Origin of the sequence: Ferruginivarius sediminum (assembly GCF_003344765.1) — a bacterium.
Classification (GTDB): domain Bacteria; phylum Pseudomonadota; class Alphaproteobacteria; order Kiloniellales; family Rhodovibrionaceae; genus Ferruginivarius; species Ferruginivarius sediminum.
The window spans coordinates 18,264-36,567 of sequence record NZ_QPMH01000020.1; the positions used below are offsets into that span (position 1 = coordinate 18,264).

The 18,304-nt window shown below is 65.3% G+C and carries 17 protein-coding genes; 10 read left to right on the forward strand and 7 right to left on the reverse strand.

Going from position 1 to position 18,304, the window contains the following annotated elements; translation table 11 throughout:
• Positions 1 to 2: 2 nt before the first annotated feature.
• Both DRB17_RS16265 and DRB17_RS16270 read right to left on the reverse strand, forming a co-directional pair.
• Entirely contained in the window at positions 3 to 572 is a 570-nt protein-coding gene (locus DRB17_RS16265) for a hypothetical protein (RefSeq protein WP_114583285.1), read from the reverse strand.
• A complete protein-coding gene (locus tag DRB17_RS16270; RefSeq protein ID WP_114583286.1) occupies positions 569 to 802 on the reverse strand; it encodes an HP1242/YdcH family protein in 234 nt (77 codons plus the stop codon). The genes DRB17_RS16265 and DRB17_RS16270 overlap by 4 nt, the downstream gene beginning before the upstream one ends.
• Positions 803 to 1,123: 321 nt before the next feature.
• Between DRB17_RS16270 and DRB17_RS16275 the strand changes: the two genes are divergently transcribed.
• A complete protein-coding gene (locus DRB17_RS16275; RefSeq protein ID WP_114583287.1) occupies positions 1,124 to 1,903 on the forward strand; it encodes an alpha/beta fold hydrolase in 780 nt (259 codons plus the stop codon).
• A 15-nt stretch (positions 1,904 to 1,918) separates the two neighbouring features.
• Here the strand turns inward: DRB17_RS16275 and DRB17_RS16280 are convergent, their stop codons facing one another.
• Entirely contained in the window at positions 1,919 to 2,794 is an 876-nt protein-coding gene (locus DRB17_RS16280; RefSeq protein ID WP_114583288.1) for a LysR family transcriptional regulator, read from the reverse strand.
• Positions 2,795 to 3,240: 446 nt separating this feature from the next.
• Between DRB17_RS16280 and DRB17_RS16285 the strand changes: the two genes are divergently transcribed.
• A complete protein-coding gene (locus tag DRB17_RS16285) occupies positions 3,241 to 3,675 on the forward strand; it encodes a carboxymuconolactone decarboxylase family protein (protein WP_241503871.1) in 435 nt (144 codons plus the stop codon).
• A gap of 31 nt (positions 3,676 to 3,706) precedes the next feature.
• On the forward strand, positions 3,707 to 4,066 hold the full coding sequence (locus DRB17_RS16290) for a hypothetical protein (protein ID WP_114583289.1): 360 nt from the start codon (positions 3,707 to 3,709) through the stop codon (positions 4,064 to 4,066).
• 150 nt (positions 4,067 to 4,216) lie between these two features.
• Here DRB17_RS16290 and DRB17_RS16295 read toward each other — a convergent pair whose 3' ends face one another.
• Positions 4,217 to 4,420, reverse strand: a complete 204-nt coding sequence (locus tag DRB17_RS16295; protein WP_114583334.1) for a cold-shock protein — start codon at positions 4,418 to 4,420, stop codon at positions 4,217 to 4,219.
• A gap of 309 nt (positions 4,421 to 4,729) precedes the next feature.
• Here DRB17_RS16295 and DRB17_RS16300 point away from each other — a divergent pair, with 309 nt between their 5' ends.
• From DRB17_RS16300 to DRB17_RS16315, 4 genes are read left to right on the forward strand one after another with little or no spacing between them, the layout of a single operon-like run.
• Positions 4,730 to 5,224: a hypothetical protein gene (locus DRB17_RS16300; protein WP_114583290.1), complete on the forward strand. Its 495-nt coding sequence runs from the start codon at positions 4,730 to 4,732 to the stop codon at positions 5,222 to 5,224.
• A 24-nt stretch (positions 5,225 to 5,248) separates the two neighbouring features.
• A complete protein-coding gene (locus DRB17_RS16305; protein ID WP_114583291.1) occupies positions 5,249 to 6,961 on the forward strand; it encodes a KAP family P-loop NTPase fold protein in 1,713 nt (570 codons plus the stop codon).
• A gap of 23 nt (positions 6,962 to 6,984) precedes the next feature.
• Entirely contained in the window at positions 6,985 to 7,407 is a 423-nt protein-coding gene (locus DRB17_RS16310; protein ID WP_147274932.1) for a hypothetical protein, read from the forward strand.
• Positions 7,404 to 8,903, forward strand: coding sequence for a GMC family oxidoreductase N-terminal domain-containing protein (locus DRB17_RS16315; RefSeq protein WP_114583293.1), 1,500 nt, complete (start codon positions 7,404 to 7,406; stop codon positions 8,901 to 8,903). Before DRB17_RS16310 ends, DRB17_RS16315 begins: the two co-directional genes overlap by 4 nt.
• Before the next feature lie 35 nt (positions 8,904 to 8,938).
• On the opposite strand, the gene DRB17_RS16320 is transcribed toward DRB17_RS16315, so the two are convergent.
• The 3 genes from DRB17_RS16320 to DRB17_RS16330 are packed head-to-tail and all read right to left on the reverse strand — an operon-like array spanning position 8,939 to position 13,750.
• Positions 8,939 to 9,955: an FAD-dependent monooxygenase family protein gene (locus DRB17_RS16320; RefSeq protein WP_114583294.1), complete on the reverse strand. Its 1,017-nt coding sequence runs from the start codon at positions 9,953 to 9,955 to the stop codon at positions 8,939 to 8,941.
• A gap of 31 nt (positions 9,956 to 9,986) precedes the next feature.
• Positions 9,987 to 12,086, reverse strand: coding sequence for a ferritin-like domain-containing protein (locus tag DRB17_RS16325; protein WP_114583295.1), 2,100 nt, complete (start codon positions 12,084 to 12,086; stop codon positions 9,987 to 9,989).
• A 17-nt stretch (positions 12,087 to 12,103) separates the two neighbouring features.
• Positions 12,104 to 13,750: a hypothetical protein gene (locus tag DRB17_RS16330; protein ID WP_114583296.1), complete on the reverse strand. Its 1,647-nt coding sequence runs from the start codon at positions 13,748 to 13,750 to the stop codon at positions 12,104 to 12,106.
• A gap of 372 nt (positions 13,751 to 14,122) precedes the next feature.
• On the opposite strand from DRB17_RS16330, the gene DRB17_RS16335 reads away from it, so the two are divergent.
• From DRB17_RS16335 to DRB17_RS16345, 3 genes are all read left to right on the forward strand, one after another.
• Positions 14,123 to 15,220 (forward strand): ATP-binding protein, encoded by a 1,098-nt coding sequence (locus DRB17_RS16335; protein ID WP_161958863.1) that lies wholly within the window; start codon positions 14,123 to 14,125, stop codon positions 15,218 to 15,220.
• Positions 15,221 to 15,314: 94 nt separating this feature from the next.
• Positions 15,315 to 16,898 (forward strand): GMC oxidoreductase, encoded by a 1,584-nt coding sequence (locus DRB17_RS16340; protein WP_114583298.1) that lies wholly within the window; start codon positions 15,315 to 15,317, stop codon positions 16,896 to 16,898.
• Positions 16,895 to 18,250, forward strand: coding sequence for a radical SAM/SPASM domain-containing protein (locus DRB17_RS16345; protein ID WP_114583299.1), 1,356 nt, complete (start codon positions 16,895 to 16,897; stop codon positions 18,248 to 18,250). The genes DRB17_RS16340 and DRB17_RS16345 overlap by 4 nt, the downstream gene beginning before the upstream one ends.
• Positions 18,251 to 18,304 lie beyond the last annotated feature (54 nt).

The window sequence follows — 18,304 nt, forward strand, 5'->3', positions numbered from 1 at the left end:
ATTCACTCGAAGAAATCGTCGCCGTCGGGTCCGTTGCCGTCTTCCTTGCGCGGCTGGAAGAGGGCGGCGGTCGTATTCCGCACGAAGCGGTCGAACGCCGGATCGTCCGGCCCGCCGAGGTCCGCCCGACGCGCCCGCACGGAACTCAGGGCGCGTTCGCCGAAGCAATACGTCATCATCAGTTCAAGCCCGCCAAGGGGCTGGCGCTCCTGTTCGCGGCTGCCCGTGCAGACATCGGCGTGTCCGATGCGCGGGCTAGGCGTGAATATGGCGACCAGGCGGAAGGGGGAGCGGACTTCGCCCTCGGGATTGGCGGTAAACGCGATCCTGCCGCCGTATGCGGTGCGCCGTACGGCATTCATCATGGCCGCGTCGACCGTGGCTTTGGGCGCGGCGAAGGGGTTTCCGACGATCTCCACTGGGACCGCTTGGTATTTGCCGGCGGAGTTCAGCAGTTTGGGGCCGTAGGTCGGCGCGAAATACTCGTGCGTGATGACGGCGTTTTGCCCGGTCGCGCAAGCGACGACACCCATGGCGCAAATCATTGCCACGCGGCCCAGTCTCAGGCTCATGGACGGGATTTCTCCTGCAAGATCGACAGCATTTCCGTCTCAAGGTCCAGCTTGCGCCGCTTGAGGCGCTCTGCGTCCGGATCGCTCTCGTCACGACCTTCGCGGACTTGCTCGGCAACCTCGCCATAGCGCTTTGCCAGGTTTGTGAAGGTGGCATTGGTTTCGAGCAGGTCCTTGATGCGTTCGCGGTATTCCGGAAATCGTTCGATCAGGTTCAAATGCAACGTCATGGGTCCCGCCACTCCGTGTCCCGTGAACTGTCTGCGACGTATCGGTTGATTAACGATACTTCGCCACGTCCGGTTGCCCCGCCGGCTCGGGTTCCAAGACAAGTGTGTCGACACCTATTCGAATGAACTTCTAATTTAAAAGTATAGTGCGGCAGCGACCACAGTAAAATGTATCTACCGTCACCTCCGGGTATCGGCGATTCGATTAAATTGAAGGCATTGGCCCTTTTAATATCGAGTTGTATATTGTTGCCCTTGCATCGGGTGTGCGCAGCGGCGCGTGCGGCATCCCGGTACCGGGGTCGAGGGGCAGGGGGAGCGATGACGGATACGGAGCTTCACGAAGAGGCCGAAACGCCGCGCGAGCGCATTCCGCTCGTACTGCTGCCCGGCGTGCTGAACGACGGCGACCTGTGGGCGCATCAAACGAAGCACCTGGGCGGTGTCGCCACGTCATGGGTGGCGGATACCAGCAGCCACGACAACCTGCCGGACCTTGCCGCCGCCATTCTGGCCCAGGCACCGGCCCGATTCGCTCTGGGCGGCCTATCGATGGGCGGCTATGTCGCCTTCGAGATCCTGCGCCAGGCGCCAGAACGGGTTTTGCGCCTGGCGCTCGTCGATACCTCGGCGCGCGCCGACACGAAAGAACGCAAGCGCCGGCGCCAGGGCCTGATCGAGCTTGCCGAGAAGGGGCAGTTCCGGGGTGTGACCCCGCGCATGCTGCCGACGCTTATCGCGCATCGCCACCTCCGGAACGAGGCGTTGACCGGCCGCATCTACGCCATGGCCGAGCGTATAGGGCGCGACGGCTTCATCCGGCAGGAACTGGCGGTGATGGAGCGGCCGGACAGCCGTCCGATGCTGCCGAAGATCAAGGTGCCGACCATCGTGATCTGCGGGCGCGACGACCGGCTGACCCCGCCTTCGCGCGCGGAGGAAATGGCGGCGGCCATACCTGGCGCCGATCTGCTGGTTGTCGCCGGTGCGGGACACTTGGCACCGATGGAGCGCCCCTATGCCGTTACGCGGGCGCTGCGTGGATGGCTGCAACGCTCCTGGACGCCGGACAAGCCCTCTGAAATCGGTGCCGCGCCCTAGGCGGTGAGATCGGGTTCAATCCCCGCTATTCATGCAGGCGGGCAGGATAGTCTCGCGCAAGCCCGTGATGGCGGTATCGAAAAGTTCCTCGTCCCGCATTACTGGATAGACGACGTAAATCGGCAGCGAGAAAAGCGGCGCGCCGTCTACGAGGTCAAGGTCGCCGCGCGCAATATAGTTGTTGACAAGCGAACGCGGGAAATAGCCCGAGCCGCCGATGTTGATGACATGCTTGAACGCGAGCGTGCCGATACCGATCAGCAGGCCCGGCATCTGGAAGTCGGGGTAGCTTGCCTGGTGGTGGATACGGAACTCCCGTCCCCAGTCGACGTAGACGTAGCCCGGCGCAGGCGCCCCGCCGGCCGGCGCGCCATTGATTTCCGGCGTCTTGACCAGCAGCAGGTCTTCCTCGACCAGGAGGTCCACTTTCAGGCCCGGCCGGCTTTGCGGCGCGTAGGTGACGCCCATGTCATGCGTTCCCTCGATCAGATGAAGCATGAGCACGTCGGGCGTTCCGGCCTCGATCCGCAGGGCGACCTGGGGCACGTGATGCTGCATCCAGGGGATCCATTGGTGCAAGAGCCGCATCCACAGGCCGGCCTCGCTGCCCACCCGCAGGACCGAGGTGAAGCCCTCCGGAATGGCGATATCCTGACAGGCATGCTCCCAGCTTCGCAGGATCTGGGTGGCATGGCGCTGGAACTGCTGACCGGTCATGGTTAGTGCGGTCCCGCCCTTATTCCGCATGAACACGGGGCGGCCCAGCCTGTCCTCAAGGGCTTTGACGCGCGCGCTAACCGTCGATTGCGTCACGTTGAGACGCTCGCTGGCGGCGCTGAAGCTGCCGCAGGCGGCAACCTCCAGGAAGGTTCGCACAAGGACGAGGTCCATGACTTCGCCTAGTATGTCGGCTCAAGGGTACGTCTGTTTGTATATGATCATATAACCGATCGGGTGGCACGGTCGAGGGTAATCGCCGGCGCATGTCAAAGTTTAACAATATCCTATAACATATTGATTAAAATAAAATTATGCAGAAAACAGACGCGCTCGTCACGCTTCGCTTCACCGCCACGGCGAGTTTGATTATCGATTTCGCCGATGCCTGACCCCGAAAAGTTTCGTTTGCCTGGCGAGCCGAGATTCAGAACAATCAGATCAGGCTTGAGGGGTGAGGTAAGCCGCAGCAGGCAGCCGGCAATCGGTATTATCGCTGGTTCGAGTCGTTACGCGGCCCAGTATAGAGGCCGTTTCGCTTCACGAACGGCGAAGTTTTACCGAGACCCCGGCCGCCTGCGCCATTTGTCAGCGCGTGTGCCGCGATGTTTGCGGCATTAGTGACACTGCTGCGGCGAGCCGGAAGGCCCGATCGATCCCAGCAACGTTTAATTCCCGAGGCGATGAGCCTCTCGCTGAAATTGGTGGCGGAGCGAGAGATGGGCGACGATCTTTTTCCGAAGCCGACGCGCGAAACGGCGGAAAAACGACGGGCGGCGGCGCGGGATGTGGCCGACGCGTTCCAGGCTTTCAGCCGGGCGGCGTTCAAGGCCGGTGCGCTGGACGAAAAGACGAAGCAACTGATCGCCGTGGCAACGGCGCACGTTACCCAGTGTCCTTACTGTATTCGCGGCCATGTAAAGGCCGCCAAACGTCATGGCGCCAGCGAGGCCGAGGTGATGGAAGCGATTTGGGTCGCGGCCGAAATGCGGGCCGGGGCAGCCGTCGCACATTCGACGATCGCGCTGGACGCTCTTGCGGACGAGGATGCCTAACCAAAGAGTAGACGAACGGGAGGGAGGCGGTATGCGCTCAACGGTCCTTTCGGTCTCACTGTCGCTGGCCACCGCATTCATGCTGCATGCTGTGCCGGCGCGGGCCGATCAGACGTGGATCAAGCCGCACATCGAGGCTTGCACGCTGGAGCGCGGCGACACATGCGGAGCGGATGTGAAGTGTCCGGACAACGCGCCGTATGCGGTCAATGGTGGTGGTGGGATGCCGATGGCCGACCCAGCAGATCACCGGGTGGCGATGACCATGAACCTGCCGGTTTCGGCAAACCATTGGCGCGTGCGCTGGCGCAACCTGGGTGGGAAGGAAACCAAGGTGAAGGTTGCAATCCGCGTTCTGTGCAGCGACGACGGCAGCGCCTGGGGGGAGTAACCAGGAATCCCGGCTGTCCGGGGCACGGCCGGATTTCTCTATTAGCCGTACGGCAATAGAAAACGGCGGCATCCGTAAAGGATGCCGCCGTTTCTTTTGCGCCTGCCGCGCGTCACGTATGGAACGCGGCGGCAGGGTCAGGCAAAAGCCTTAAAGGGGGCGCAGGTTGCCGGCGGCAGTCTTGCCGCGGTCGGTAACGAGCTCGAAGCTCACCTTCTGGCCCTCGCTGAGGCTATCCAGACCAGCCTGCTGAACGGCCGTGATGTGCACGAACACGTCCTTGCTGCCGTCCTCCGGCTGGATGAAGCCATAACCCTTGGTGGTGTTGAAGAACTTGACAGTACCGGTTGCCATATCGGCCTCCATTCAAAAGCGGCACAATGCACGGCGGACCACCCGCCGCGCGTATCCAGACATCGTTGCTTCCGAGGAGACTGGGAAACCGGAACCGTCAGGCCGCGGCGTCCATTCACATGCTCGAAGTAACCAATCCAGACCCCGTCACATATAGGCGAGAGCACATGCTCCTGCAAGCAAAATTGCAAAATGTGAAAGCATCGCTCCAACGTGATTCCGGAGAAGCGGCCGGGTGGTGAAGTCGGACCTAAAGCGGTACAATTTGATACCAGTGGACGTTGGACCGGCAGTGTGAACGGGGGCCAGATGGACGCGCTGACAACGGAGGAGATGAGCCAAGCGACGGATGACGGGCCGTCTCCGCCCCATCGTGGCGCCAGCTATTCGGTGGAAAGTGCGCTCAGCGGGATCGGGAGCAAAAAGCTGGACGCGCCTCGAATGGCGGCGGCGGTTTGCGAGGTTCATCCCGAGTATATGGACAACCGGCTCGGAGAGGTCGTGCCGACATTGCGCGACCTGGAAAAGGGCGAGCCTAAGGGGGCGGACGCCTGGATCGCCGAGGTCGACCGCCTTGTCGAGCCCAGGGCGGCGCAGGTGATCGACACGCCCATGCTGGTGTTCGGCCTGGCCTTGCTCGATGGCGGCGTGTTCCGTGTCCTGCACAATGCCAGTTTAATCGACCCGCTTGTCGAGACGCTCGTTCATGCGAAGCCGTCTTCGGACGGGCAGACCGGGACAGGCTCGTCGGAAAGTGCCGCTCCAGCTGGGAAGAGCGCGAAGACGAAGCGGCGCGCCAAGTGAATTCCAACGGCTAGGGCGGCGGCAATGGAACCCAGCGAACCGGGTACGGGATTGGATGACCGCGACCGCGCGCTTGAGCGTATCCTGAGCGAGGACGGATTTCGGCTCTGGCGCAGACGCTCTCAGCAGTTCGATTCAACGCCCACGGTCAGCGATACGCCGGCGCAACAGGACGAACTCGGGCGGGCCGCCTTCGCCGAGGCTCTGGCGCGGCGGATCCGGGCAATGCGCGCGGGCGAACCCGATGCACCGCTGCTTATCCATTTGCACGGCCCCTGGGGGTCCGGCAAGACGTCGATCCTGAACTTCATGCGCGACGTGCTGGCCGAGCGTCACAAACCGTTTCCCGGCGAGGGCGGTGATGCCGTTGCGGAAGAGCCGTTCCTGACTGTCGATTTCAACGCCTGGCAGTATCAGCACGTCAATCCGCCCTGGTGGCCGTTGCTGGGCGCGGTGTCGTCGCAGGTCTTCCGCTCCCTGATCGCGCAGGGCGATGTGCTGCGCGCGTTCGGTCTCGTTTTGCGACGTTTCCTGTTCAAGATCTGGACGGTGAATTCCCTGAAGCTTCTTGCCGGGCCGGTCGCGATCCTTATTGGTGCGATTCTCGTCGGATGGGCGCTGAAGGAAAGCCCGGGCACGGAGTTCCTGAAGGATCTGAAGTCACTTGCCGGGGCGATCGGCATTGTCGGCGGTCTCTTCGCCGCTTGCGTGACATTTTTCGGGGTTCTATTCCCGAAGCCGGAAGAGGCGGCGGCGCGCTATGTCGGCGGACGCAACGATCCGTTGCTGCGCCTGCAACGTCACATCGAACGCTTTGTCAAACGCTTATCCGTGCCGGTGGTAATCCTGGTCGACGATCTCGACCGGTGCGATAGCGAGTTCGTCGTCCGTTTCCTGGAAGGCGTCCAGACCCTGTTCCGCGCGGCCCCTATCGTTTTTGTCGTGGCGGCGGATCGCAAGTGGGTGCACCGGAGTTTCGAGCGGGTTTACGAGGATTTCACGCCGAGCGTTGCGGAGCCGGGCAAGCCACTGGGCTTCCTGTTCCTGGAAAAGACCTTCCAGATGTCCGTGGCCGTTCCACCGTTGCGGCGCGAGGACCAGGAGCAGTATCTGCGGGTCATGCTCGGCCTTGCGCCGGCAGGGGAGCAGGCCAGGGAGAAAGAGAAGCAGGAGGACGCCCGCGAGAGCGTCGGTCAGTTCGCCACAGAGGGCGATATCGTCCGCAGCGTCGGCGAGCAAAGCGCGGATGTCCGCTCGGCGTTCGCCCGCGCGGCCGTGGTGCGGCTGGCCGCGCCGGACGTTGAGTTGCAGGTGACGCGCCACCGCCTGGCGAAGTTCGGCCCGCTCTTGGAACCGAATCCGCGGGCGATGAAGCGTCTCGTCATGGCCTATGGCATGAACCAGGCCACCGACCTGCTGCTTGAGCAGTTCACCGACCTGGACAAACTGGCGCTGTGGACAATCCTGTCGATGCGCTGGCCCATCCTGGCGGAATGGCTTGAAGCGCATCCGGAAGATATCGCCCGCCTGGAGATGGGGCCGGACAGCGGCGACGAAGAGGGTGTCGCGACTGGTGCTGTCGAGATCGACAAGCTGTTCCGGACGGCGGAGGTCCGCGATGTCCTGCGTGGACGCGTGCGCGACCGGACCGATCCCTCGCGCATGATCGAGGTGGTGCCCGGCGGCCTCGACCACAACACGCTGACGGCACTCAGCGGGCGAGCCTCGACACGCTGAGACGGATGCGCCAATCCGGTGAGGTGGCGATGGCGGACAATAAGAAGGTCTTCAGCGACAGGCAGGCCGCTTTCCTCCAGCATCTGGCCACGCGCATGGTGCCCGAAGCCCGGGACCTGAACGCGGCGCAGCGCCGCCGACTGCGCATGACCATCCGGTTGATGCTCCGTCGGCGAAGCGGGATGGAGCGGTTGCAGGTCCGGCTGTTCCTTTTCGTCATTCGTTGGTTGCCCGCGCTACGCTACCTGCGGCCGTTCGAGCGCATGCCCGAAAGTGCGCAGGACCGCTTTCTCGCTTTCCTGGAAGCCGCGCCGCTGAAAGTGATTCGCGCCGGTTTCTGGGGCCTGAAGACCTTGGTTTTCATGGGGTATTATGGACAGGCGGATATCGCGAAAGAAATTCACTACACTCCGTCCTTGCACCACGGCAACGAGTATCTGGGATGAACGAGCGGCACTACGACGTTCTCATCATCGGTGCCGGGGCGGGCGGAGGCACGGTTGCGCGCGAGCTGGCACCGCTTTGCCGGGAAGGCAAGCGGATCGCGGTGCTGGAGTGGGGGCCGCGGTTTCGGGATTCCGAGTTCAATGGCGACGAACTGCGGATGGCCGGCAAGGTCTACTTTGCCTCCGGTGGCTTCCTGACGGAGAGTCGCGACATGACCCTGGCCTTCGGGCGCGGTTACGGCGGCTCCACCATGGTTTACACGGGCACGTCTATCGATCTGCCCGCGCACGTCGCCGATGCCTGGGCGGTGCCGGGGCTGAGCCATGGCGACATCGCCGCGCGCACCGCGAAGTACAAGGCGGAGAACAACGTCCACGAACTGGACGACGGCCTCATCAACGAGAACAATGGCCTGTTCGCACAGGGCTGTCGGGCGCTGGGGCTCAACGTCAGGAAATTTCCGGTCAACATCAAGGGATGCCAGGGCTCGGGCATGTGCAATATGGGCTGCCCGAACCAGGCAAAGCAGGGCACCAACCGGGTGCAGTTACCGGAGGCGGAGGCGCAGGGCGTCGAGATCGTCACGCACTGCCGCGTCGAGCGCATCGGCGAGCGCTACGTCGACGCCCGCATCGAGCCGTTTCCCTTCGGCCTGCCGCCCGAGTGGGAGCCTGGTCCCTACCGCATCCACGCCAAGGTCATCGTTGTCTGTGGCGGTGCCGTCAATACCTCGGCGTTGCTGCTGCGCTCCAGCCTGCCGGGGCGCTTTCCCGCGCTGGGACGTTATTTTACCTGCCATCCGGCACTGACACTGATTGCCCAGCACGACCAACCAATCACGAACTATTACGGCTTCCCTAAAACCTACTACTGCGACGATTTCGAACGCTCGGACCACTTTATCCTTGAAACCTGCATGTACTTCCCGTTCACGACGGCGAAAAATATCGCGACCTTTGGCGAGGCGCACTCGGCCTTCCTTGAGGACTTCCGCAAGTTGCAGATGATCCTGGTCCTGGCGGGCGATCCGGCCCTACGCGAGAACCGGATCGAGGTGGACGGCGATGGCGAGCCAAAGGTCCACTACAACTTCGCGGACAGTGTGCGCGCCGGACTGGTGAAGGCCCAGAAGGTGGCGGGCGATATCTTCTTCGCCGCCGGGGCGCGGCGCATCCATTTACCCGCCGCCGCCGAGCCCATGATCGACGCCTCGATGGCCGGCGATCTCGATACGCTCGTGGGGGATCAGCACTTCGAACTGGGCCGGATTCCCATCTCCGCCGCGCACATGATGGGCGGCTGCCGCATGGGGACATCGCCCGAGGATTCCGTGACCGACGCCTGGGGACGCGTACACGGTATTCCGTGGCTGTTCTGCGCGGATTCCAGCCTGTTCCCGAAGTCCTCGGAAGTGAATCCCTACCTCACCGTCATGGCGCTCGCGGACCGCGTCGCCGAGGGGATTCGCATGGAAGCAGGCGCGTTGCTTGCCTGACGCCGCATCCTTCCTGGTCGGTGGTACGAGCGCGGCTATGCTCCGGTGCGCACAAGGTCAAGGCCGTGCAGGCGATAAGGGACTTCGTTCGGCTGACTATCCGTCCCGCTCGAACGATGGCCCGTGCGCTGCGCCATCTTGTCGAAGGCCTGCTCCAAACGCCTTTCGTAGTGCGCCAGCACGGCGCTCTCGGGCTCGCCCCGGCGAAGGGCGCGGAGGACGGCCGTTGCCAGGATGGCGGTACGCAGGCCGTTGCCGACTCCATCGCCCGTCACGGGAGGCAGCGCCATCGCCGCGTCACCGACGGCAAGCCAGCCGCTTCCCGCGCGGGGACGGCTGAGCCTGGGCATCGCCTCGAACGTTCGGGGCGTGGTGGTAAGGTTGCCGACGAGCGGCCGCACCGCCTTGCTTTGCGCCAGGTTCGCGATAACAAGATCAGTGTCCGGTTCCGGCTTATCCTGTTGTGCCTGCAAGATGGCGCTCTTCGGGCCTGTCGGCATCAAAAACAGCCAGCCGCCCGGCACCGCCTCGAAGGTGGCGCGGTCCGCTGAAAACCCGGCGCTGGGCTGAACCTCGACGGCGGCGCAGCGGGCACGGCCGACCCGCTCCACCGCGATATCGGTGCCAAGGGCGCCATCGCGCAGCGCACGGCCGGTTGCCAGCAGGTGCCAGCCGTCCGCATCCGCGTCCTCTTCGACGGCCTCGATGTTTGGGTATTCCGTGAATAGGCGTTGTTCCAGGAAGCCGCCGAGCGCCGCGCCCTCCACGACAAGGCTATGCTGCTCAACCACTGCCGGCGATTCGGGGGCGGGGGGATGAACCGCGCGATACCGAAGGCGGTAGCGGGATGGCAGGGCATCTAGCGCAATGCCCCACAACTCGCCCAGAAGGCGGCAAGTTCCGGGGTTCAGCAGCGTCGTCGGCCCACCAGCCGACGCGGGTCCCGCCAGCCGGCAGGTAAAGCCGCTGCGCGACAGCAGCCGCGCCGCCGTCAGGCCGGCCGGACCGCGGCCGTGGATCGTGACGGGCGCCGCCAAGGTTCTTGCGACCATGCGCCTCCTGCCGCAGGCGTGTGCGGCCGGCTCAGCTCAGGATGCGCCGGATGCCGGCCACCATCTCGTCAAGCGTGCTGCGGTGCTGCTCCATCGCCTTGCGGGTTTCCGGGTCGGTGCTCTGTTCCAGCTTGGCAAGCGGCGCCTCGGCCGGCTTCGCCAGCGCCTCCGTCTGACGCAACGCATCCTTCGTGCCCTCCGGGTCGAAGGGCAGGGGGGCGCCGTCGGGCGTGCGGCCGACAATGAGCCACTGCGGCAGGGTGAACAGCACGCCATAGCCGCCGCGCGCCAGCCTGTAGGCTGTGTCGTGCAGGTTGTACATCGACCGCCGCGCCTGCTCCAGCAGCACGCCCCGCGAGGCGTTGCCCTGTAGCAGGGTCAGACCGACACCCCGCAACAGGGTGTCGTAGTAGGCGTCGGCGAGGTCCTGCAGGACGGCATAGTGCTCCTCGGTTGCCCGGCGTGGCTCGGTCGTGACGGCGAGGTAGTCGGCCTCGTCGATGTCGTCCAGCGCGCGGCGCACGCGGCAAAAGCGCTCGTAGTGGCTGACGCCCTCGTCGATGATGAGCTTGATGAGTTGCAGCAGCTTTTCTTGCAGGCCGGGCTCGGGATAGTCCTGCGGCCGTTTCTGGATGCTGACCTGCATGTGCGTATAGATGCCGTCCAGGCTGGTCGGCTCCGGTTCGGCGAAGAACGGGCTGGACTTCTCCACCGAGATGAAGTCGTCGAGCTGCTTGCGGGTCAGCGGCGCCAGCTTGAAGGGGAGCTGCTGCTGCGTCGGCTGCCGTCCGATCACCTCGGCGCGGTCCATGGTCGGCTCGCCGCCCAACAGCATCAGCGCCTCATTGGCCCAGCGAAGATGGCGCATCTCCTCGACCGCGATCATGAAAATCTCGTGCGAGGCAGCGAATATCCGCGATTCCTCGTCGGCCTCGGCCAGGTCGCGCGGCAGTTCCAGCGGCGACTGCCCATAGCGCCGCTGCGCCGGGATTGGCGGCGCCTTCAGGGAGTACATGGCGTAGAGGTATTCGACGCAGAGCGCGTGCTCGGCCGTGGCAACCACCGCCAGTTCCTCGCGCACCTTTTCGCGGTCCCACGCGTCATCGATATCGGGTAGCACGGTGGGGCGGTAAACCGAGGTCTCCCGCTCGTCCAGGACGAAGGGCAGCGTCTCCCAGTGCTGCACCATGTCCGGCTGGCTCATCTCGTTCTCGTGCCATGCCTCGGGCGTGGTGGCGGGCTTGTCGGGCACCGGCTTGGAGCGGTCGCGCTGGAAATTCAGCGATTGCTGGTTCATCTGGTCGTCGGAGGGGCAGAGCGTCTCCGGGATATCCGGCCCGCTCTCCTCCTGCGGCGGCTTCACGATGTCCGGCTTGCTGCCGGCCCAGTAGTAGCAGCCGCAATCGGCGAAATCCCACTGCCAGGGCGAGCACAGGCTCTGCGTCAGTTCGCCGGCCGCGACCAGGTCGGGGTCGATCACGCCCTCTTCATTCAGGTACTTGGCGCGCGGGCCGACCAGCACGCCGATCTGCACCTCGCCGTCGTCGTCCCGCAGGATGCCGCCAAGCTCCAGCCCGTCATCCGCGCCGAAGAGCGAGTCCTTGAAGCCGTCGATCAGGCGCTTGGGATCGAGGAAGCGGCGCAGCCATACCTTGGCGCTCGGCATGTCCAGTTCGTCGGGCTGCTTGCCGAACACCACGACGATGGTGTCGTCCTCCAGGTCGGTGACGGCGCGCACGACATTGTAGCCGTCGCGGCCATAGAGGTCTTTCAGGACGTGCTTGTCCGGGTTCCCGCCGAAACGGCCGCCGATGTACCACAGCCACAGCGCCTTCTTGGCGTCCTCGCTGTCGGCGGGCACGTCCTTCGCCTCGAGGTCGTAGGGGTGCGTGAACACCTCGGGCCGGATCTCGACCAGCTTTGCGCCGATGCCGTACTGGAAATCGAATACGAGACCCGGGAAGAAGGCACGGCTCATCATGCGCTGGTCGAATTCAAGACCCGGGTGCGAGTTGTCGACGCCGCTTTCGGGGCGCGTGTTGACCGGGTTCCCGCGGACGATCTCGGCGGCGTGGGCTGTCAGGTTGCGCGGAAAGATCCTGTAGGGATTGTCTTGGCTCTGATCGCTCATCGGATGTCCCCAACCCCTTAATCGTTCTCGTCTGAATTGGCGCCGTCCGACTGAGCGGCCTTGGCATCGGCGTTCAGCTTGGCGGCCCAGGCCTTCATCTCGTCGTACTGTCGGCGTGTGATGTGGAAAGGATAGCGGTCGGCGCCGCGCATCACCGCCGGCATGCGCTTGTCGTAGAGATGCTTCGGCTCGCCCGGCGTGCGGATCCACTGCTCGATCAGGTCCGGGTTCTCGCGGGCAAGGTCGTCGAAGAACTCGGTCGCCGTGTTGCGGCGGTGCCGGCGACGGCCGATAGCGGTCAGCGGCAGGTCCTCGACCGAGGGTACGTTATCCGTGTTCCACAGCATGGCCGCCGCCTGCTCCGGCGTGACCGTGCTGTCCGGATCCTTGGCATCGGTCGAGTTCTCCTCGATGAACCAGTTGTTCCAGACGTCGATGTTGGCCAGTCCGGCGGTTTCGTAGGCGCGCTCCAGCAGGTCGTTGACGGACGCGCGGGTGGCTTCCCATCTTTCTGGGTCGGCCGTCCAGTCCGGGCTGCGCACGTCGCCGCGCATCACGCGGTCAGCCAGACCGTCGGCCAGCGACACCGGCTGCCGGCGGTCCGGGGCAAAGTGCGGCGGCGACACGGCAACGCGGGCATAGGCCTTGCCCACGCCCCTGATATGGCAGGTGATGATGCCATCGCTCATGTCGTCGACCATGCCCAAGCCGTCCTGCACGGCGTTCGGTCCGACGGTGTAGGCGAAAAGGCCCGGCGGCAGGTTGCCGACGTCCGCCGTCGGCCCGGCGACAGTGCGCAGCAGCTCGCTCTGGTCCGCCGCGCTGCTGACGGCCTTGGCCTCGCCCAGGTGCGGCAGCAGGTCGACCAGTTTCTCCGGCAGGTCGTCGAATTGCAGCAGGCCGAACTTCGGCCAAGGTGAATCCGGATTGACGATCAGTCGTTCGTCGGGAATGTCGAAGTCGCTCCAGTCACGGCCGAAAAAGTGGCCCAGCGCCTTGGCCAGCACCCACTCGCCGGGATCGCGCAGGATGCTCGGATCCTCGTCCAGGCGGTCCCAGAAGTTGCTTGGCGCGAAGGCGTGGCCCGGCGGGGCATAGAAGCGCAGGCGCAGGCCCGGAAAGTCCTCGGTGGGCCTCGTCACCTGCACGCGCCCCTGGAGGATGTGCTTGCCGTCCAGAAGGATCGGGTTATCGGCCCCCGCCGGGGGTGTGCCCTCCAGCCGCTTGATGGCGTGATCGTTGCCGGCAACCTGGATCCGGGACTCGATCTTGTCGCCTTCCGCGCCCGTCAGGTGAAAGGCCTTGTGGTTGGCCTGATGAACGTCCCAGGTGACGTCCGCGAGCGACAAGCCGTTCCGTGCCAGTACGTCGTGCGTGATCGGGCCCGAGCCGCCGTCCCACTCACCGTGCAGTTCGAAGAAAGGGCAGGCGGGGCGGATACCCTCGTCGTCCTTGAAGACGATCTCGCCGTTTTCCGGTGGCGGCACGGCGCTGACGGTCCCGTCCTCGGCGACCTCCAGGCTCTCCGCGGCGACGACGCGCGTGCGGCCTGAGCCGTGGGGCGACAGGTCTGGCGTACTCCAGTAATAATTGCGCAGCGGTGTGGACGATCCGCCGACGCGGGCGAAGGCCATGGGCTGGACCAGCCAGATCCGTTTCAGCATGCCTGCCGCTCCCCGAAGCGCTTGGGCAGGGAGCACGGACCGTACGAGTCGCGGCCCACGGACCGCACCTCCGGGCGCATAGCCTTATCGCCCATCGGACCCCCTGCATCCGTATGAGGACGTTGCCTTGCCAGCCCGTGTGTCGAGACGAACCGGCGCTGCATTGTGAAGACCCCCTGGACGGCGGCGGTACCGGACCGTCCGAAGCGCAACCACTATGATGCAAAAATGCTCTGCTCGCTACCCGATTCGCGGGAATGTGCCCGGCCCGCCGGCCTCGGTTGCGGAGGGCGGTTCGGGTTTGCGCCCCACCTGATGTATGGTGAATATCGAATATTTTTTGCACGCGCGGCCGATCCGGGAGGACACGCGATGAAGCCGACGACACTCTTCGGCTCCGACGTCTATGAGGACTATACGGCAATCTATACCTGGAACTCCAACCAGATGGCGCACGCCATGATGGGCTTCGCGGGCACGACGCTGCTGGGGCACGGCGCGATGGAGCTTGGCATGAGCCCGTGGTGGGCGCTGCTGTTCGCGGTCATTCCGGCGCTCAAGGACGCAACCGACTATGCGGTTGACCTGACCCGCGCCGGGCACATTTTCGAAATCACCGAAGCGCACGAGCGGGAGACGCGCGCCGACGGTTTTACCGACAACTACTTCTGGAACGTCGGGACGCTGCTTGCCCTGTTCCTGGCAGTCAGCACGGCGGCAAAGGACTGGCCGCTTTATGTGCTGTTCGCCATTGCCATCGCCTATGCCGTAGTGGGTATCTTCTGGCTGGGCGGACATTTCAACACGCAGAAGCTGCGCTTCGACACCGCCGCGCTGCCATACTTCTTCCGTCTGCCGAATTTTGCCGGCAATCTCGTCGGCGCGTTCCAGGTCACCGAGTCCGGCGACGGCGACGATGGCGGCCGGAAGGCGGCGATCCAGGGGGTCGAGGCTTTTACCTACGATCGCGAGGACGCCGCACGGCACGTAATTGTCTCGGGCCCGGGGCGCAGCCGCAAGACCACGCTGGCCTCGGCCATCGGGTCCGGCTTGACGGTGCGCGATACGACGGTGCGCTATCTCTCCCAGGCCGCTCTGGTGGATGCCCTCGCCATGGAGCAGAGCGGGGAGGAGCGGGCGAAGACTGAGCCGCTACCACCGCTGCTGGCGAATGTGATCATCGTCGATGACGTGGGCGCCGCGCTTCCCGATGAAAGCCTGCCTCGGAAGCTGGCAGAGAGCCGCACCGTCTGGGTGATTGCCGACCCGGCGTCGGCGGACCACTGGCGTCGGCGGCTGCGCGGGCTGCTGTCGGGGCCGATGCTGGCGGTGGAGCTGGGTCCCCCGCGCGAGGACGAACGGGTGGACAAGCGGGCAACCCCATGGTGGGTGACGTTGCTGTCGCTTGCGACGCTGGTCATCGCATCCGTGGCCACTTTGGGCTCGTTGGGCCTCGTACTTTGCGGGTAGCGTTGGTGCGCTGTGCAGCGCCCGCAGCCGGTGGTAGAGTTATCACAGTCGCGGCGACGCAGCCTGCGTACATCCGGGGGGATGGGCACCACTTATGGCGGACTACGATGCCATCGTCGTCGGCTCGGGCTTCGGCGGCGCCGTCACGGCCTGCCGCCTGGCCGAATCGGGCGCGCGGGTGCTGGTGCTGGAGCGCGGCCGGCGCTGGACGCCGGAAACCTATCCGCGCACCGTGACCGACCCCTGGTTCTTCGACGACCGCAGGCCGGACCGCTGCAACGGCTGGCTGGACATGCGGTTCTTCAAGGGCATGATGGTGGCGCAAGGCGCTGGCGTTGGCGGCGGCTCGCTGAGCTATGCCAGTGTCGTCATGGCGGCCGACGACGAGCGCTTCGAATCCGGTTGGCCGGAGGAGGTCACTGCCGGCGCGCTTGCACCCTATTACGACCGCGCCCGCCGGATGCTGGACGCGCAGACGCTGCCCCAGGGGCAGGAGACCGATCGCGCCGCCATTCTGCGGCGCGCGGCGGAGCGTCTGGGCTACGCCGAGCGCTATGAGCGGGTGCCGCTCGCGGTGGCCTTCGACCCCCACTATACCTATGACCAGCCCGATCCGATCGATCCCAGGCACGCCCGCCATTTCACCAACGCGCAGGGCGTGACCCAGGCGACCTGCGTCCACCTTGGCAACTGCCACATCGGCTGCGACGTCAAGGCCAAGAACACCCTGGACTTCAACTATCTGGCGGCCGCCGAGGCGAAGGGCGCGGAGGTGCGGCCGCTGCACACGGTCCGTCTCGTCGAACCGGCGGGCAGCGGCTACAAGGTGCACTGGCAGTGCGTCGAGGACGGCGGCCTGACGTCCGGATCGGCAACGGCGGACAAGGTCGTTCTGGCGGCCGGTTCGCTCGGCACGACGGAGCTTTTGCTACGCTGCCGCGACCAGCACGGCACCTTGCCGAACGTCAGCGAACGCCTGGGTGAGTCCTGGAGTCCGAACGCCAACTTCATGACGCCGGCCTTCTATCCGGAAAGCGTCAAGGTCAACCAGGGCATCGGGCCGCTGATCGCCTCCGGCCTCAATTTCATGGACGGCGAGATTGGCGGGCAGCGTTTCTACGTCGAGGACGACGGCTTTCCCAACGTGCTGCTGAACGCCCTGTCAGCGCGGCTTGGCGGTACCTGGTTCGCGCGCTTCTTCCGGGACCGCTTGCGGCGCGGCCTGGACGAGATGAACCCGGCCGATCGTGTCATGCTGTGGCTCGGCGAGGGCGTCGATGCCGGCGACGGACGCCTGCGGCTGGGCCGGCCCATGCTGGCCCCGTGGCGCAAGTCGGTGAAACTCGACTGGAACGTAAAGGAGTCCCGCGCGGTCTTTGATGCCATCGTCGAGACCCACAAACGATTGTCGGAGGTCGAAGGCGGGCGCGCAAAGGTCCCGCCGTTCTGGCGGTGGTTCAAGTGGCTGACCAGCGTCCACCCGCTGGGCGGCTGCGCCATGGCCGACAGCGCGACCGGCGGTGTGGTGGATCATTGCGGCGAGGTGTTCGGCCACCCGAACCTCTACGTCGCCGACGGGGCCGTCATTCCGCGCCCGATCGGCCGCAATCCGGCGCTGACCATCGCCGCGCTGGCCGAGCGCAGCGCCGCCATCATGACCGGGGAACGGCAGGCATGAGCGTGATCGAAGACCCGCTGAGCGAGGCCGCGGCGCCTGCCGCCCATGCCGGTCCCTGGCACCCGGACGCGCGTGTCGTGCGCAGCGCGGTCGGCAACCACCTTTTCGTCGTGGACGGCAGCCGGCTCTACGACATTCCCGACGATCTCGCGACGCGCCTGGAGCGTGACCTGACCGCCGGCGATAGGAGCGGCATCGAGGCGCTGTTGGACCAGGTTTCGCCCGGCCAGGCGCGCTACATCGGACCCGAGGGTGCGGAGCCGCCGCCGCTGCGGGCGATCTCGCTCAACGTCGCGCAGGCGTGCAACCTGGGCTGCGGCTATTGCTACGCTGACGAGGGTCGCTTCGGCGGCAAGCCGCGCGGGATGACGCTGGACACCGCGAAGGAGGTGATCGACCGCCTGATCGCGGAGTCCGAACCGGGCGGGCGCATCGTCGTCGGGTTCATGGGGGGCGAGCCGCTGCTGCGCCGCGACCTTGTACATGGTGCCACCGCTTACGCGGCGGAGCAGGGCGCGAAGGCCGGCCGTCAGGTGGGCTTTTCGATCACTACCAACCTGACGCTGCTGCGGGAGGAGGATGCGGCGCTGTTCCGCGATCACGGCTTCACCGTGCAAGTCAGCATCGATGGCCCGCGCGAGGTGAACAACAAGCTGCGTCCGATGCGCGGGCGAAGCGGCGACAGCTATGGCCGGGTCCGCCAGGGGCTGGAGACGGTGGCGCGCGTCGGCCGCCCGCGCCATCTCTCCGCCCGCGCGACGGTGACGCCGAAAAGCGGCGAGTTGTTGCCAAGCCTGGACCATCTACTGGACCTGGGCTTCGACGACGCCGGCTTCTCCGCTGTGACGCAGTCCCCGGACCCGAGCCTTGCGTTCGACAAGGCCGACTTCGACCGTTTCCTGGCGGAGATGATCGCCTGTGGAGAGAAGGCGCGGGACGCGGCGCTGCGGGGCGAGCGCTATCCTTTCAGCAACTTCGAGACCGCTTTGACAGAGATCCATCGTGGCACGCACCGTCCGTATCCCTGCGGCGCGGGCGCTGGCTATCTGAGCGCGAACGCTGAGGGTGAGCTTTACGCCTGCCACCGGCTGGTGGACGACGATGCCTATGCGATGGGCGATACGGCCGGTAGCAATATCGACGCGCGCCGCGCGCACCTGGCGGCGCGCCATGTGGACAGGCAGGAGCCGTGCCGAAGCTGCTGGGCGCGCTACCTCTGCGGCGGCGGCTGCTATCACGAAGTCGACAAGCGCGGACGTCTTGCCTGCGACTACATCCGGGGCTGGCTGGAATTCTGCCTTGGTGCCTACGCTACCATCTCGGAGACGGCGCCGGAGTATTTCGCGCGATAGCTTTGGCGAAAGCGGTGGTGTATCGCGTCGATACTACCCGCCGCTAGCGGCCAT

Bases quoted from the DNA above. Each gene is read 5' to 3' on its own strand.
- DRB17_RS16275 (WP_114583287.1), top strand. From the start codon at position 1,124: ATGACGGATACGGAGCTTCACGAAGAGGCCGAAACGCCGCGCGAGCGC.
- DRB17_RS16325 (WP_114583295.1), bottom strand. From the start codon at position 12,086: ATGAGCGATCAGAGCCAAGACAATCCCTACAGGATCTTTCCGCGCAAC.
- DRB17_RS16270 (WP_114583286.1), bottom strand. From the start codon at position 802: ATGACGTTGCATTTGAACCTGATCGAACGATTTCCGGAATACCGCGAA.
- DRB17_RS16305 (WP_114583291.1), top strand. From the start codon at position 5,249: ATGGAACCCAGCGAACCGGGTACGGGATTGGATGACCGCGACCGCGCG.
- DRB17_RS16280 (WP_114583288.1), bottom strand. From the start codon at position 2,794: ATGGACCTCGTCCTTGTGCGAACCTTCCTGGAGGTTGCCGCCTGCGGC.
- DRB17_RS16320 (WP_114583294.1), bottom strand. From the start codon at position 9,955: ATGGTCGCAAGAACCTTGGCGGCGCCCGTCACGATCCACGGCCGCGGT.
- DRB17_RS16265 (WP_114583285.1), bottom strand. From the start codon at position 572: ATGAGCCTGAGACTGGGCCGCGTGGCAATGATTTGCGCCATGGGTGTC.
- DRB17_RS16300 (WP_114583290.1), top strand. From the start codon at position 4,730: ATGGACGCGCTGACAACGGAGGAGATGAGCCAAGCGACGGATGACGGG.
- DRB17_RS16330 (WP_114583296.1), bottom strand. From the start codon at position 13,750: ATGCTGAAACGGATCTGGCTGGTCCAGCCCATGGCCTTCGCCCGCGTC.
- DRB17_RS16295 (WP_114583334.1), bottom strand. From the start codon at position 4,420: ATGGCAACCGGTACTGTCAAGTTCTTCAACACCACCAAGGGTTATGGC.
- DRB17_RS16315 (WP_114583293.1), top strand. From the start codon at position 7,404: ATGAACGAGCGGCACTACGACGTTCTCATCATCGGTGCCGGGGCGGGC.
- DRB17_RS16290 (WP_114583289.1), top strand. From the start codon at position 3,707: ATGCGCTCAACGGTCCTTTCGGTCTCACTGTCGCTGGCCACCGCATTC.
- DRB17_RS16335 (WP_161958863.1), top strand. From the start codon at position 14,123: ATGAAGCCGACGACACTCTTCGGCTCCGACGTCTATGAGGACTATACG.
- DRB17_RS16340 (WP_114583298.1), top strand. From the start codon at position 15,315: ATGGCGGACTACGATGCCATCGTCGTCGGCTCGGGCTTCGGCGGCGCC.
- DRB17_RS16345 (WP_114583299.1), top strand. From the start codon at position 16,895: ATGAGCGTGATCGAAGACCCGCTGAGCGAGGCCGCGGCGCCTGCCGCC.